We start from the raw sequence: 12976 nt of genomic DNA on the forward strand, positions 1-12976 counted from the left end.
CCTGGGAGCTCGATGAGTACACGACCGAGTACGAGACGGCTCAGAAGAATCCTGGCCCCCATCGGGGTCACCACCGCGGTGGTCGCATCGATGGTTGTCGGCGCGTTCCAGCTGACCGCCGCCGACGCCGCCGACGCCACCCTGCTCTCGCTCAACAAGCCCTCGCTCGCCTCCTCGCAGGAGCTCGGTGAGTCGCCGCCGGCCGGCGCGTTCGACAACAACCCGAGCACCCGCTGGGGCAGCCAGTGGAGCGACCCGCAGTGGCTGCGCGTCGACCTCGGCGCCACCGCCACCATCACGCAGGTCGTCCTGCAGTGGGAGAACGCCTACGGCAAGGCGTTCCAGATCCAGACCTCGCCCGACGGCAACGCCTGGACGAGCATCTACAGCACCACCACCGGCACCGGCGGCACGCAGACGCTCAACGTCAACGGCTCCGGCCGCTACGTGCGGATGTACGGCACGCAGCGCGGCACCGGCTACGGCTACTCGCTGTGGGAGTTCAAGGTCTACGGCACGTCCACCGGCACCCCGCCGCCGACCAGCGGCCCCGGCTGGGTCGACGCGCCCAACCCGGTCACCGGCGTGACCCCGTCGACGGCGACCCCGCCGGCGACGAACCCGCCGACGACGCACCACGAGTTCCAGGCGAACTGCTCGGTGAGCCGCAGCAACCTCAACGACGACCCGATCGTGTTCTTCGGCCTGCCGGGCGCGTCGCACTCGCACACGTTCATGGGCAACACCACCACCAACGCCAACACGACCCTGTCCTCGCTGCAGGCCGGCGGCACCGCCTGCATCACGCCGGGCGACAAGACCGCCTACTGGATGCCGACCCTGCTCAACAACGGCGTCGCCGTGCAGCCCGTCGGCCGCCAGGTCATCTACTACAAGAGCGGCGTCCTCGACTGGCGCAGCGTCCGGCCGATGCCGGCCGGTCTGCGGTACGTCGTGGGCAGCCCGTCCTCCACGCTCGACCAGTTCAAGAACCACCCGGGCGCGGTCGAGGGCTTCGAGTGCGGTGACCTGACCCGCCAGTGGGACATCCCCGCCAACTGTGTCGCGGGCAGCCAGCTCAACGTCCGGTTCCAGGCCCCCAGCTGCTGGGACGGCCTGCACCTGGACTCGCCCGACCACAAGGCGCACATGGCCTACCCGGTCGTGGGTGTCTGCCCGTCGTCGCACCCGGTCGCCGTCAACATGATCGAGTTCAAGATGGCGTGGCCGGTCAGCGGCAACATGGCGAACGTGGCGTTCTCCAGCGGCCGCGGCTACTCGTTCCACTACGACGTGTACAACGCCTGGGACCCGCCGACCCTGGCCGCACTGACCACCCACTGCATCAACGGTGGTCTGCAGTGCGACCCGCGCGGCTTCGACCAGTACAAGCCGGAGCGCGGCGCGGCGCTCAACGAGAACTACATGCTGCCGTAACGCACGAACACCGGTCGGCGCCCCGTTCCCGTCATGGCGGGGCGCCGATCGCTGTCTATGTGACCAGCGTCGGAACGCGTAGAGTCCCGGCCGTGGGGCAGCATGTCGACAGGGTCGTGGCACCGGCCGCCCTGGGACGTGCGGTGCTGCTCGCCCGGGCCGCCGCCACGCTCACCGCCGGCGCCGTCGGGGTCCGTCTCGTCGCCGACCCCCGCCCGCTCCTCGCCGCCCTGGCCGTCGTCGCCGGCACCACCGCCGCCGGGCTCGCCGTGCTCTCCCGCCACCCGCACGTCGCGGGCCACCCGGTCCCCGTCCTCGCCGCCGACGCGCTCACGGTCGCCGGTGTGCTCGCCCTCGACGGCGGCGGGGTCGTCTTCCACTGCGGCGCCATCGGCGCGTCCGCCCTCGCCGGGGTCCTCGCCGGCATGCGCGCGCTGCCGCTCGCCGCCGGCTACACCGCGCTCGGCTACACCGTCGCCGCCGCGGTCCTGCCCGCCGGCGCCGACCCGGAGCTCGCCGGCTTCATGCTCACGTTCCCGATCGGCTGCGTCCTCGCCACCGCCGGCGCCGCCGTCGCGACCGCCGCCCTGCGCCGCCACATGGAGCTGTCGGTGCGGGTCGTCGCCTCCGCACAACGTACCGCCGCCGCGTCGGAACGCGCCCGCCTCGCCCGGGAGCTGCACGACTCCGTCACCAAGACGCTGCGCGGGGTGAGCTTCGCCGCGCTCGCGCTGCCCCAGTCCCTGCGCCGCCACCCAGACCTCGCCGAGCAACTCGCCGGCACCGTCTCCCGCGGCGCGGAGGTGGCCGCCCAGGAGGCCCGCGAGCTCGTCGACGGCCTGCGCCTGGACACCCTCGACGGCGACTTCGCCGGCACCGTCCAGGCGATCTGCCGGCGTTGGTCGCAGGTGTACGGCATCCCGGTGCGACTCGTCACCGCACCCGTCGACCCGCCGGTCGCGGTCCGCTACGAGCTGTGCCGCATCCTCCAGGAGGCCCTGCAGAACGTCGCCCGGCACGCGTCGGCGGCCGGGACCACCGTCAGCCTGCACCAGGGTCGCCGGCACCTGCTCCTGCGCATCCACGACGACGGCCGCGGGTTCGGGCTGCCCGCCGACCTCTCCGAGCTGCGCACCGCACAGCACTTCGGGCTGATCGGCATGTACGAGCGGGCGAGCACCATCCAGGGGAGCCTGCACGTCGCGTCCGCCCCCGGCCGCGGCACGACCGTCGAGGTGACGGTGCCGGCATGATCGAGGTCCTGATCGTCGACGACAACCCGATCGTCCGGGCGGCGCTGCGCGGGTACCTGGACGGCCTCGACGGCGTCCGGGTCGTCGCCGAGGCCGCGGACGGGCGCGAGGCCGTCACGCAGGCACAGGCGCACCGCCCGGCCGTGACGCTCCTCGACCACCGGATGCCGGTCGCCGACGGGCTGTCCGCGCTCGCCGAGCTGAGCCGGCTCAGCGGCGTCCTCGTCATCACCAGCGACGCCGACCCCGACCTCATCGGGCGGATGCTGCGCGGCGGCGCCCGCGGGTACCTGGTGCACGGCGCGTTCGACCCCGACGAGCTGCGCCGGGCCGTGCTCGCCGTCGCCGCCGGGCACGGGTGGCTGTCCCCGGTCGCGGCGGCCGTCGCGACGGCGACCGTCCGGGCGCAGGCGTCGCGGGAGGAGCTGGCGGAGCGGCAGGAGGAGACGCTCGGCCGGTACCGGCTGACCCGCCGCGAACGGGACGTCCTGGACCTCCTCGCGGAGGGGCTGTCGAACGCGGCGATCGCGCACCGGCTGCTGCTGACCGAGAAGACGGTGAAGAACCACCTCCACCACATCTTCGCGAAGCTGCACGTCCGCGGCCGCATGGAGGCGGTCCTGCTGTGGACCGGCCGCCGATGACCGACCCGTCTCCCGCTGCTTCCGCCGGGTCCTTTGTGGATGGTGCGCGGCGGGAGTGGGTGCGGCGGGCCGGCTGGGTGGCCCTCGCCGTCGCGGTCGTCGCCACGGCGACGGTCGTGCCGCCGCTGGTGCTGCCGGACGGTCGCGGCCACCCGCCGGCCGCGACCGCCTCGACACCCCCGCCGGGCGGGCCTTCGCCGGCGCCGGTCCCGCCGACGCCGACCCTCACCGCGCCCGCCCCGGCGACGCCGCTCTCGGCGCTGCCACGCACCTCGGCGCCCGCCCCGGGGGCCTCGCCGTCCCGTACACCTGCCGGGTCCTCGACCTTCGCGGCGATCAGCCTGCATGCGGCCGACGCGGCCAACCTGCGCAACGGCGCCCGCGTCATCGAGTGCCCGACCTGCGTGGGCGGCAGCCGGGTCGGCTACATCGGCGGACCGAACACCCTCGCCATCCGCGTCACCGGCGTCGCCGCGGCGGGCGAACGGACGATGACCGTCACGTACGAGACCGCCGAGACCCGCACGCTCCGCGTCGCCGTCAACGACGGCCCCACCCAGTCACTCACGCTGAGCGGCGCCGGCGACTGGCGCATCCCCGCCACCGTGACGCTGCGCGTGCACCTGCCGGCCGGCACCAGCTGGATCCGGTTCTTCAACGACGAGGGCCCGGCCCCCGACGTCAACCAGATCCAGCTGCACTGACGACCCCGCCGATGCCGTGCCCACACCCGCTCGGCGGGGTTGTGGGCGGGTGCCCGCCGGACGGTGCACGGCAGCAGGCTGAGGCCCGCCCACCGGTGGGGAGGCGCCCGGCCGCACCGCGGCGACGAACCACACCGGTGGGCGCTCGTGGTCACGGCATCAGAACGTCCCGGCCGTGTTGCACTTGGCCTTCTGGACGATGCAGTTCTTCACCCGGTGGCCCTGTGCCGCGTTGTCCCAGGCGAGGAACGCGTCACCGTGGAACGACGACGCCATCCCCGACGACAGCGTGAACCCGTCGATCGACCCGGGCGTCGGGTAGGCGATGACGAACGACACCGACGGGATCGCCACCGGGAACGCGCCGCCGCACTTGCCGTCGTACGTGTAGGCGACGTGCCCCTTGTGCGTCGGGCTGTCCAGGTGGGCGCCGTCCCAGCAGTCCTGGAACACGAGCTGGAACAGCAGTGAGGCGCCCGGCGCGCACCGCGGCCAGTTGCCGTCGGCGCTGCGGCCGATCTCGCCGCCGGGGCCCGCGCAGTAGAACTGGTTGACGGTGCCGGCCGGGGTCGGCGCCTGCAGCTTCGCGTCGCCGGCGATCATCCGGAAGCCCTGCGGGAACGGCACCGTCTTGCTGGAGTCCGTGAGCCTGGAGCCGTAGTACACGACGACGGCCTTCGGCTCGACCGGCTGGCCGTGCTCGTACAGCGTGGGCACCCAGTACGCGGAGAGGTCCGGCGCCGGCGCGCAACTGGTGCCGGCGTTGGCCAGCAGCGTGTCGGCGGTGCTGTTGGCGTCGGTGCTCCGGTTGCCGATGAAGCTGTGCATGTGCGACGCGCCCGGCAGGCCGGGGAAGACGATCGGGTCGTCCTTGCGGGAGTGGCTGTACGTGCAGGACGCGTTGAACTCCGGGACCCGGACGGCGCCGGCGGGCGCGGGGTCCATGGGCATCGCGTTGAACGCGGCGAGCTGCGCGCCCCACTTCGCCTGGTCGACGTCGACCCAGCCGGTCGCCGCCGGGCTGCTGCTGCTCGACGTGGCCGCGGTGAACGAGAACCAGTTGATGTTCACGAAGTCGCCGCCCGCGCCGCTGCGCAGGACCGCGAACACCGGCTGCGGGCCGGCGGTGGCGTGGGTGCCGGTCGCGGACAGCGTCGTCCACGCCTGCCAGCCGCCGGTCGCCGCGATCGGGAACTGCGCCAGCAGCGGCCCGGTCAGCGAACCTGTCCGCAGCTCGACGGTGCCGTTGCCGACGGCGGAGGCGACCCTGGCCGCGGCGGTGACGGCACCGGCGGGGCCGAGGTCGACGCCGTCGAACCGCATCCAGTCGCCGTTGGCGAGATACGCGACGTTCTGGCCGCCGCCGGTGTCGACGGTGGTCTCCACCTGTACCCCGGACTGCGCGGCGAACGACTCGGCCTGCACGACGAGCGGGGTGGCGGCGTCGGCCATGTTGACGGCGGTGACGGTGACGGCGGCGAGCACGACGGCGATGACGCCGGCCGCGCGCCTGAGTCTTGACATGAGGCTCCTCCTGGCGGGGAAGGGGGATTGACCGCTTTCCACGCTAGGACCGGCACGACCGCGGCACCTGAGCCCGAAGACCCATTTTCGGGGTCCCAAATTTCGTTCTTTCGGTCAGGTGCGCAGGTACTTGAGAACGGCAAGGACGCGGCGGTGGCCGTCGTCGGGGCCGGGCAGGTCGAGCTTGGCGAAGATGTTGCCGATGTGCTTGGCGACGGCGGCGTCGCCGACGTGCAGCGCGCGGGCGATCCACGCGTTGGACCGGCCCTCCGCCATCAGCCCCAGCACCTCGCGCTCCCGCGGGGTGAGCCGTGCCAGGGGGTCGGCGGCGCGCTGCCGCGTCAGCAGCTGCCGCACGACGTCAGGGTCGATGACGGTCTCGCCCGCCGCGACCCGCGTGACCGCGTCGGCGAACTCGGTGATGTCCCCGACGCGGTCCTTCAGCAGGTACCCGACGCCGGCCCGCCCGGCGGGCGCGAGCAGTTCCGCGGCGTAGGCGGTCGCGGTGTACTGCGACAGCACCAGCACCGCCGGCTGCGGGTCGTCCTCCCGCAGCGTGAGCGCCGCGCGGAGGCCCTCGTCGGTGTGCGTCGGCGGCATCCGTACATCGGTGATGACGAGATCCGGTCGGTGTTCCCGCGCGGCGCCGAGCAGCGCCTCGGCGTCACCGACGGCGGCCGCGACCGTGTGGCCGAACCGTTCGAGCAGGCTGGCGAGGCCCTCCCGCAGCAGCACCGCGTCGTCGGCGAGCACGATCTTCATGCCGGCCGACCTTAGGTCAGGCCGCACGGCAGGTCCACCCGCAGCGTCGTCGGACCTCCCGCCGGGCTGGTGACCGTGAACGTGCCGTCCATGACCGCCGTCCGGTCGGCGAGGCCGCGCAGCCCGGTGCCGGTGGCGGGGTCGGCGCCGCCGCGGCCGTCATCGGTGACCGTCAACGTGAGGACGTACCGCGTGATCCGGGCGCTGACCGTGATCCTGGACGCGCCGGCGTGGCGGACCGCGTTGGTCAGCGCCTCGCACACGACGAAGTACGCCGTGGTCTCCACCGCCGCCGGCAGCCGCCGGTCCAGGGGCAGGTCGATGACGACGGGCACCTGGCAGCGTTCGGCGAGCTCCCCGACGGCGGCCGGCAGGCCCAGGTCCGTGAGCACCTGCGGGTGGATGCCGTGGATCAGCTCCCGGATCGACGCCAGCGCCTGCCGCGCCTGCCGTTGCGCGTCCTCGAGCAGGTGGGCCGCCTTGCCGTCGCCGGCCTCCAGCCGCGCCAGCCCGAGCGTCATCGCGAGCAGCACCAGGTGCTGCTGGGCGCCGTCGTGCAGGTCCCGCTCGATCCTGCGGCGCTCCGCCTCGAACGCGTCGACCAGCCTCTTCTGTGACTGGGACAGCTCCTCGACCCTGCGGTTGAGCTCGGCGTCGCGCGGCGCGAGCAGCCACCGGGCGAACGCGGCCTGCGTCGCGGCGACGGCGCTCAACGCGTACAGCCCGACCGCCGTCGCCGGCACCGCGAACGCCGTCGCCGCCAGCGCCTCCCCACGGGTGTCGACGACCAGGTCGCCGAACTGGAACGGCACCCCCGCCTGCACGAACACCGGCGCCGCGGCCACGATCAGGCAGTCGGCGAGCAGGCCGAGGCTGACCAGGTCGACGAGCAGCAGTACCGACGCCAGCGCCAGGACGTAGCCGAGCTCCCGCCACGTCGCGCCCTCACCCAGCCGCGACCGGAACCACCCACCGCGCCCCGGCTTCGGCACCGGATGCGGGCTGGGCACCGGCACCCGGTCCAGGATCCGCAGCCGCCGCCGCTCCAGCGCCCCGACCGGCAACCCCAGGAACACCACGGCCGGCGGGAACAGGATGCCGGCGATGAGCGCCATCAGCAGACCCACCGCGACGACGACGCTGCCCAGCAGGTACAGCAGACACCGCAGCGGCCAGCCCGACAGCAGGAACCGGTGCGGTGCCCTCGCCATCGCCTGCCACACACCGCTCACGGCACCGACCATACGGACGCCACCGGCACCGTTCAGTAGACCTGGCTCCACCATTTTTTGTCGTACCTGGTGGATAGTCTGGCGGCGTGAATCGGACGGATCGGTTATATGCGCTGGTCGAGGAGCTGCGCGCGGTGGCGCCCCGCCCCCGCAGCTCCCGCTGGCTCGCCACCCGGTTCGAGGTCTCCACCCGCACCATCGAGCGCGACATCAGCGCCCTGCAGCAGTCCGGCGTCCCGATCTGGGTCTCCCTCGGCCGCACCGGCGGCTATGCCCTCGACCGCACCCACACCCTCCCGCCGCTCAACATGACCCCAGCCGAGGCGGTCGCGATCGCCGTGGCCCTGCACCGCCTTCACGGCACCCCCTTCCACGCCCCGGCCCGCACCGCCCTGCACAAGCTCCTCGCCGTCATGTCCCCCGCCGACGTCCACCGCGCCACCGAGCTCGCCGCCCGCATCCACCTCGTCGACGGCGCCGACCCCGGCCCGGCCCCCGTCTCCCCCGCGGTCGTCGAAGCCTTCACCACCGGCCGCGTCCTCGACATCGCCTATGCCGACCGCTTCGGCACCACCACCCGCCGCCACATCGAGCCCGTCGGCTATCTCGGCGGCCCCACCGGCTGGTATCTGCTGGCCTGGTGCCGCCTCCGCGACGCGGTCCGCTCGTTCCGCGTCGACCGCATCCACGACGTCACCCCCACCCCCGAGCTCACCACCCCCCGCCCCCTGCCACCCAACGCCCTCGACATCCCCGGCAAGCTCATCACCCGGATCGCCATCGCCGCCTGACCCCACTCCCGCCCGACGGTTGCTTGTCCGCGTGCGCCGATCCTTTGGGTAGCAGGTCAGGCCAGCGCGGAGGTGGGTTTCTTTCCGCCCGGCTGGGGTCCGGGCGCCAGGTGGCGTGGTTGCGGTGATGTCTCCGGCCGCCGTCCTCGCATGGTCCAGCGCCGTCGGGGGCGTCGTTCGGTGCTTCAACACCGTCGTCGGCTTTCACAACCCACCACATCCCACTGACCGCCGACGCCACACCCGCCGCCGTGGGCTTCACAACCGGCGCAACCCACGTGGCCGCGGATTTGGCCTCCGCCGTCGCGGCTTCCCTGTGGGGCGATCGGGGCCGTGGTCGGCGTGATCGAAGTCGCCCGGTGGCCGCCCGGACGGCCAGAGCTGTCCTTCGATCACGGTGGCAGCCGCCCCTCGCAGTCACCGTCCGCGCCGTGGTCGCGGTGGCGCTCCCCCGACACCGTTCTCGCATGGTCCTGCGCCGTCGGGGGGCGTCGTTCGGTGCTTCTACACCGTCGTTGGCTTTCACAACCCACCCACCTCACACCGACCACCGATGACGCACTCGCCGCCGTGGTTCAAAACCGGTGCAACGCACCTGACCGCAGAGTTGGCCTCCGCCGTCGCGATTCCCTGCAGTCGTAGCCGTGGTTGGCGTGATCGAAGTCGCCCGGTGGCCGCCCGGACGGCCAGAGCTGTCCTTCGATCACGGTGACGGTCGGCCCTCGCAGGCACCGTCCGCGCCGTGGTCGCAGAGATGTGGCCCCGGCCGCCGTCCCCACATCCCCGTGAAGCGATCGGGGCCGTGGTTGGCGTGATCGAAGTCGCGGGGTGGCTGTCCGGGCGGCCAAGGCCGACCTTTGATCACGGTGGGGGGTGTGGGTGGCGGGCTCGGTGGTTGTGAGGGTGGGGGGAAATGCCGACAGGACGGTGTCGTGGGAGGGGGTGAAGGTGGTGGGCAAGTGGTCGGGCGGGAGGACGCGCGGCTCGGAGACGACGGTGTTGAGGAGTGAAATGAACGGCATTGGGTGGTTTCAGGTCGGGGTCAGTGATGCGGCGGTGGCGCGGCGGTTCTACGGGGAGTTGTTCGGGTGGACGTTCGGCGGGGACGGGGCGTACCAGATGATCACGACGCCGGACGAGGGGTCGGTCATGGGTGGGTTGGCGGTGGGGCAGCCGGGGCATGCGATCTTCTTCGTCGTCGTCGAGGACGTGCCGGGGGTGTGTGAGCGGGTCGAGGCGGCCGGGGGGAAGGTGCTCGTGCAGCCGACGCGGATCGAGGACGGGCCGGTGTTCGCCAACGTCACCGATCCGGAGGGCAACCACTTCGGGGTCTTCCAGCCGCGGGGGTAGTGCGGCCGCGACGCCGGCGGGGGGCACGCAAGGGCCCCCGCCGGCACGGTCTGGAAGCAGACTGGGTGGCCGAATTGTCCAATATGTGGAATCAGTCGCAGATGACGGCTGTGTATCATCGCCCGGGTGAAGGTATGCGTCGTGGGCACCGGTTACGTCGGCCTCACCACCGGCATCTGCCTGGCCTATCTCGGGCACGAGGTCACCTGCGTCGACCTCAGCCAGGAGAAGGTCGACCTGCTGCGGGCGGGGCGTTCACCGATCTACGAGCCGTTCCTCGACGAGCTCATGCACGAGGCCGCGCACAACCTGACGTTCACCACCGACTACGCCGAGGGTGTCCCGGGCGCCGAGGTCGTGTTCGTCGCGGTGCAGACACCGTCGCTGCCGGACGGGCAGCCTGACCTGCGGTTCCTGCGGATGGCTGCGGAGAGCATCGGCAAGACCATCGACGGCGAGTTCACCGTCGTGGTCAACAAGTCGACGGTGCCGATCGGCAGCGGGAACTGGGTCGAGTCGATCCTGCGGGAGTCGTTCGAGGAGTTCCACTCGCGGCGGGCCGCGGGCGAGTTCGCGGTGGCGTCCAACCCGGAGTTCCTGCGCGAGGGGTCGGCGATCCACGACACGCTGTTCCCGGACCGGATCGTCATCGGGTCGGACAACCCGCGCAGCCTCGACGTGCTCAACCGGCTCTACCGGGCGGTGCTCAACCAGTCGTTCACGGCGCCGACGTTCCTGCCGCGGCCCGAGGAGGTCGGCGCGGTCCCGCTCGTCTCGACGGACCTCGCCTCGGCGGAGCTCATCAAGTACGCGGCGAACGCGTTCCTCGCCCTGAAGATCAGCTACATCAACGAGATCGGCAAGCTGGCGAACAAGGTCGGCGCCGACATCAACCAGGTCGCGCGGGGCACCGGGCTCGACGCGCGGATCGGCTCGCGGTTCCTGCAGCCGGGTGTCGGCTGGGGCGGGTCGTGCTTCGGCAAGGACACCGCGGCGCTGATCGCGACGGCCGCCGAGTACAGCTACGACATGCCGATCGTGTCCGCCGCCCGCGAGGTCAACCAGCGCCAGCGCGAGGAGGCGGTCAACAAGCTCCTCGACGAACTGCGCATCCTCAAGGGCCGCAAGATCGGCCTGCTCGGCCTGGCGTTCAAGCCCAACACCGACGACCTGCGCGACTCCCCCGCGATCGACATCGCCAAGCTGATGATCGCCCGGGGCGCCCGCGTCAAGCTGCACGACCCGGTCGCCGCCGAGCGGTTCCGGGCCGAGGAGCCGGAGCTCGCCGCGAGCCTCTGCGAGAGCGTCGACGAGGTCTTCGACGACAGCGACGCCGTCGTGCTCGTCACCGAGTGGCCGCAGTACCTGGAGCTCGACTGGGGCAAGTACGTCGGCCTCATGCGCACCCCCGTCGTCCTCGACGGCCGTAACGTGCTCGACCCGCAGCGGCTGAGCCGGCTCGGCTACACGTACCTGACGATCGCCGGGCGACCCGTCGGCCTCTGAGAAAAAACGGGCGGCGGGAGAACCGCCGCCCGTCCGTACCCGCGAGGGCTAGGCGAACCCGACGACCCAGCGCTGCGCGAGGGTGCCGTTGCAGCGGTAGATCTGCATCGCGAGGCCGGCGGTCGCCGACCCGCCGGGCACGTCGACGCAGTAGCCCGTGTCACGGAACCCGACCCGCGACTGGATCTGCACCACGTTCGGCAGCGTCGAGCCGGTGTTGAACTCCTCGTTGCTGATCGCCACGCACGTCCCCTGCAGCAGCCGCGCGTTGTTGAACGCCCCGTCGAAGGCGTCGAAGCAGTACCCGCTGAGCTGGTTGAGGAAGCGGTACTTGGTGCCGCCGAGGCCGACCGTCTGCCACCCCTGCGCGATGCTGCCGGCGACGCACGGCTGCTGCACGATCGCCGCGAACTCCGCGGTCGACGCCGGCTGGAGGCACATCCCGTTGCCGACGTTCTTGATCGGCCGGAACACGCCCGCCGCCAGCGGCGCCGCCTTCTCCGCCGGGGCGGCCGCCGCCGGTGCCCCGCTCAGCACCAGCGTCATCCCCATCAGCGCCACGGTGGCGGCGAGACCACCGAGCACCTTCCGCAAACTGAGCCGCATGTCCGCTCTGCTCCCTTCGACAGTCCTTCCCGGCGGTACCCCGCCGGCCTGCCGAAAGCGTCGTCCCCGGCCCTGATCCGCCGTTGACGCGCCGCTGACGCGGCTCTGCAAAGCTGACGCGGCCTGCAAAGCTGACGCGGCCTGCAAAGCTGACGCGGCCCTGCAAAACCTGCGAAGCTGACGCGGCCCTGCGAAAAGGAAGGTCAGCGGGGTGGCGACTGGTACTTGACGCCGAGATGGGGACGGGCGATGGCCGCCACCGCGGTGTCGGCGCCGGGGTGCCAGCCAAGCCAGGCCTCGCGGCGGCCCTGGAGGCCGAGGCGCGGCGGGCGGGGCATCGGGACGGTGGTGCGCAGGTGGTACAGGTGGCCGCCGGCGGATGGGACGGCACGCAGCTCGTCGATGTCGAACCAGCCGACCGTCGCCTCGTGACGGCCGGACCGCAGGACGACGCCCCGGTCGGTCAGGGTGGTCGTGCCCGTCAGCCAGCCGAGCTCGGCGGCGACCAGCAGCAGCGCCAGCGCGGCCCAGAGCACGGCGAGGACCGTCCAGCCCCAGCGCAGGCCGAACGTGAGCGCCGACAGGAACGCGGGCAGGTCGTGGTCGCGGCTGTCGATCACCGCCACGGCGACGCTGAACGCGGTCATGAGGACGAGGAACGCCAGCACGAGCAGGCTGACCCGGTGGCTGCGGTGCAGCGCCCGGGCCCGCCGCAGCACGACCGGCGACATGATCAGAATCCGCCCTGGCGGCGGAGCCGTTCGAGGGTCTCCATCGCCTCGTCGGCGGAGGCCTGGAAGCGCTGCTCGGCCTCGGCGACCAGTTTGCTGGGGTCGCCGGTACCGTCGACGACACCCATCACGTCGTCGCCCAGGATCTCGCGCATGGCCTCCATCGTCTGGCGCCGCAGGTCCTCCAGGGCGCCCTGGGCGGCCCGGAGGGTCGCGTCGCCGAGGTCCTGCGCGGGGCTGCGCATCGCCCGCGGGTCGATGGTGATCCGGGAGAGCCCGGCGTCGCCGCGCGCCTCCGCGGTGACGAGGCCGTCGAGGGCCTCGCCATGGCCGACCATCGCCGCCGACCGGCGCTGGAAGTCCTCGACCTGCCACATCTGCCGCAGCGACTCCTCGACCAGCCGGTCGGGGTCCATGTTCGGGTCCACGTGCTGTT

Annotated in this window: 13 protein-coding genes; 7 read left to right on the forward strand and 6 right to left on the reverse strand. The window is 72.5% G+C overall.

Features of this window, described 5'->3' with window-relative positions; genetic code table 11:
* The first annotated feature begins 90 nt into the window (after window positions 1-90).
* The 4 genes from AB0J72_RS09275 (at window position 91) to AB0J72_RS09290 (ending at window position 4038) form a co-directional block, all read left to right on the forward strand.
* Window positions 91-1437, forward strand: coding sequence for a DUF1996 domain-containing protein (locus AB0J72_RS09275; RefSeq protein ID WP_363396651.1), 1347 nt, complete (start codon window positions 91-93; stop codon window positions 1435-1437).
* Window positions 1438-1529: 92 nt separating this feature from the next.
* Window positions 1530-2690, forward strand: a complete 1161-nt coding sequence (locus AB0J72_RS09280; RefSeq protein WP_363396654.1) for a histidine kinase — start codon at window positions 1530-1532, stop codon at window positions 2688-2690.
* The gene (locus AB0J72_RS09285) at window positions 2687-3334 is read left to right on the forward strand and encodes a response regulator transcription factor (protein ID WP_363396657.1); all 648 of its coding nucleotides are present in this window, start codon (window positions 2687-2689) and stop codon (window positions 3332-3334) included. Before AB0J72_RS09280 ends, AB0J72_RS09285 begins: the two co-directional genes overlap by 4 nt.
* Window positions 3331-4038 (forward strand): hypothetical protein, encoded by a 708-nt coding sequence (locus tag AB0J72_RS09290; protein ID WP_363396660.1) that lies wholly within the window; start codon window positions 3331-3333, stop codon window positions 4036-4038. The genes AB0J72_RS09285 and AB0J72_RS09290 overlap by 4 nt, the downstream gene beginning before the upstream one ends.
* 159 nt (window positions 4039-4197) lie before the next feature.
* Here the strand turns inward: AB0J72_RS09290 and AB0J72_RS09295 are convergent, their stop codons facing one another.
* The 3 genes from AB0J72_RS09295 to AB0J72_RS09305 form a co-directional block, all read right to left on the reverse strand.
* Window positions 4198-5562: a DUF1996 domain-containing protein gene (locus AB0J72_RS09295; RefSeq protein WP_363396663.1), complete on the reverse strand. Its 1365-nt coding sequence runs from the start codon at window positions 5560-5562 to the stop codon at window positions 4198-4200.
* Between the two features lie 114 nt (window positions 5563-5676).
* Entirely contained in the window at window positions 5677-6324 is a 648-nt protein-coding gene (locus AB0J72_RS09300; RefSeq protein WP_363396666.1) for a response regulator transcription factor, read from the reverse strand.
* Window positions 6325-6335: 11 nt separating this feature from the next.
* Window positions 6336-7556, reverse strand: coding sequence for a sensor domain-containing protein (locus AB0J72_RS09305; protein WP_363396669.1), 1221 nt, complete (start codon window positions 7554-7556; stop codon window positions 6336-6338).
* An 86-nt stretch (window positions 7557-7642) separates the two neighbouring features.
* Between AB0J72_RS09305 and AB0J72_RS09310 the strand changes: the two genes are divergently transcribed.
* The 3 genes from AB0J72_RS09310 (at window position 7643) to AB0J72_RS09320 (ending at window position 11203) form a co-directional block, all read left to right on the forward strand.
* Window positions 7643-8347, forward strand: coding sequence for a YafY family protein (locus AB0J72_RS09310; protein ID WP_363396671.1), 705 nt, complete (start codon window positions 7643-7645; stop codon window positions 8345-8347).
* A gap of 1011 nt (window positions 8348-9358) precedes the next feature.
* On the forward strand, window positions 9359-9697 hold the full coding sequence (locus AB0J72_RS09315; RefSeq protein WP_363396674.1) for a VOC family protein: 339 nt from the start codon (window positions 9359-9361) through the stop codon (window positions 9695-9697).
* Window positions 9698-9823: 126 nt separating this feature from the next.
* The gene (locus tag AB0J72_RS09320; protein ID WP_363396677.1) at window positions 9824-11203 is read left to right on the forward strand and encodes a UDP-glucose/GDP-mannose dehydrogenase family protein; all 1380 of its coding nucleotides are present in this window, start codon (window positions 9824-9826) and stop codon (window positions 11201-11203) included.
* A gap of 48 nt (window positions 11204-11251) precedes the next feature.
* Here AB0J72_RS09320 and AB0J72_RS09325 read toward each other — a convergent pair whose 3' ends face one another.
* From AB0J72_RS09325 to AB0J72_RS09335, 3 genes are all read right to left on the reverse strand, one after another.
* The gene (locus AB0J72_RS09325; protein WP_363396680.1) at window positions 11252-11809 is read right to left on the reverse strand and encodes an RICIN domain-containing protein; all 558 of its coding nucleotides are present in this window, start codon (window positions 11807-11809) and stop codon (window positions 11252-11254) included.
* 203 nt (window positions 11810-12012) lie between these two features.
* The gene (locus AB0J72_RS09330; RefSeq protein ID WP_363396683.1) at window positions 12013-12540 is read right to left on the reverse strand and encodes a hypothetical protein; all 528 of its coding nucleotides are present in this window, start codon (window positions 12538-12540) and stop codon (window positions 12013-12015) included.
* Window positions 12541-12542: 2 nt separating this feature from the next.
* Window positions 12543-12968, reverse strand: coding sequence for a YbaB/EbfC family nucleoid-associated protein (locus tag AB0J72_RS09335; RefSeq protein ID WP_363396686.1), 426 nt, complete (start codon window positions 12966-12968; stop codon window positions 12543-12545).
* Window positions 12969-12976: the final 8 nt, after the last annotated feature.

It is taken from the genome of Dactylosporangium sp. NPDC049742, from assembly GCF_040674675.1.
Taxonomy (GTDB): domain Bacteria; phylum Actinomycetota; class Actinomycetes; order Mycobacteriales; family Micromonosporaceae; genus Dactylosporangium; species Dactylosporangium maewongense.

Bases quoted from the DNA above. Each gene is read 5' to 3' on its own strand.
- AB0J72_RS09275 (WP_363396651.1), top strand. From the start codon at position 91: ATGGTTGTCGGCGCGTTCCAGCTGACCGCCGCCGACGCCGCCGACGCC.
- AB0J72_RS09285 (WP_363396657.1), top strand. From the start codon at position 2,687: ATGATCGAGGTCCTGATCGTCGACGACAACCCGATCGTCCGGGCGGCG.
- AB0J72_RS09290 (WP_363396660.1), top strand. From the start codon at position 3,331: ATGACCGACCCGTCTCCCGCTGCTTCCGCCGGGTCCTTTGTGGATGGT.
- AB0J72_RS09295 (WP_363396663.1), bottom strand. From the start codon at position 5,562: ATGTCAAGACTCAGGCGCGCGGCCGGCGTCATCGCCGTCGTGCTCGCC.
- AB0J72_RS09300 (WP_363396666.1), bottom strand. From the start codon at position 6,324: ATGAAGATCGTGCTCGCCGACGACGCGGTGCTGCTGCGGGAGGGCCTC.
- AB0J72_RS09315 (WP_363396674.1), top strand. From the start codon at position 9,359: ATGAACGGCATTGGGTGGTTTCAGGTCGGGGTCAGTGATGCGGCGGTG.
- AB0J72_RS09325 (WP_363396680.1), bottom strand. From the start codon at position 11,809: ATGCGGCTCAGTTTGCGGAAGGTGCTCGGTGGTCTCGCCGCCACCGTG.
- AB0J72_RS09330 (WP_363396683.1), bottom strand. From the start codon at position 12,540: ATGTCGCCGGTCGTGCTGCGGCGGGCCCGGGCGCTGCACCGCAGCCAC.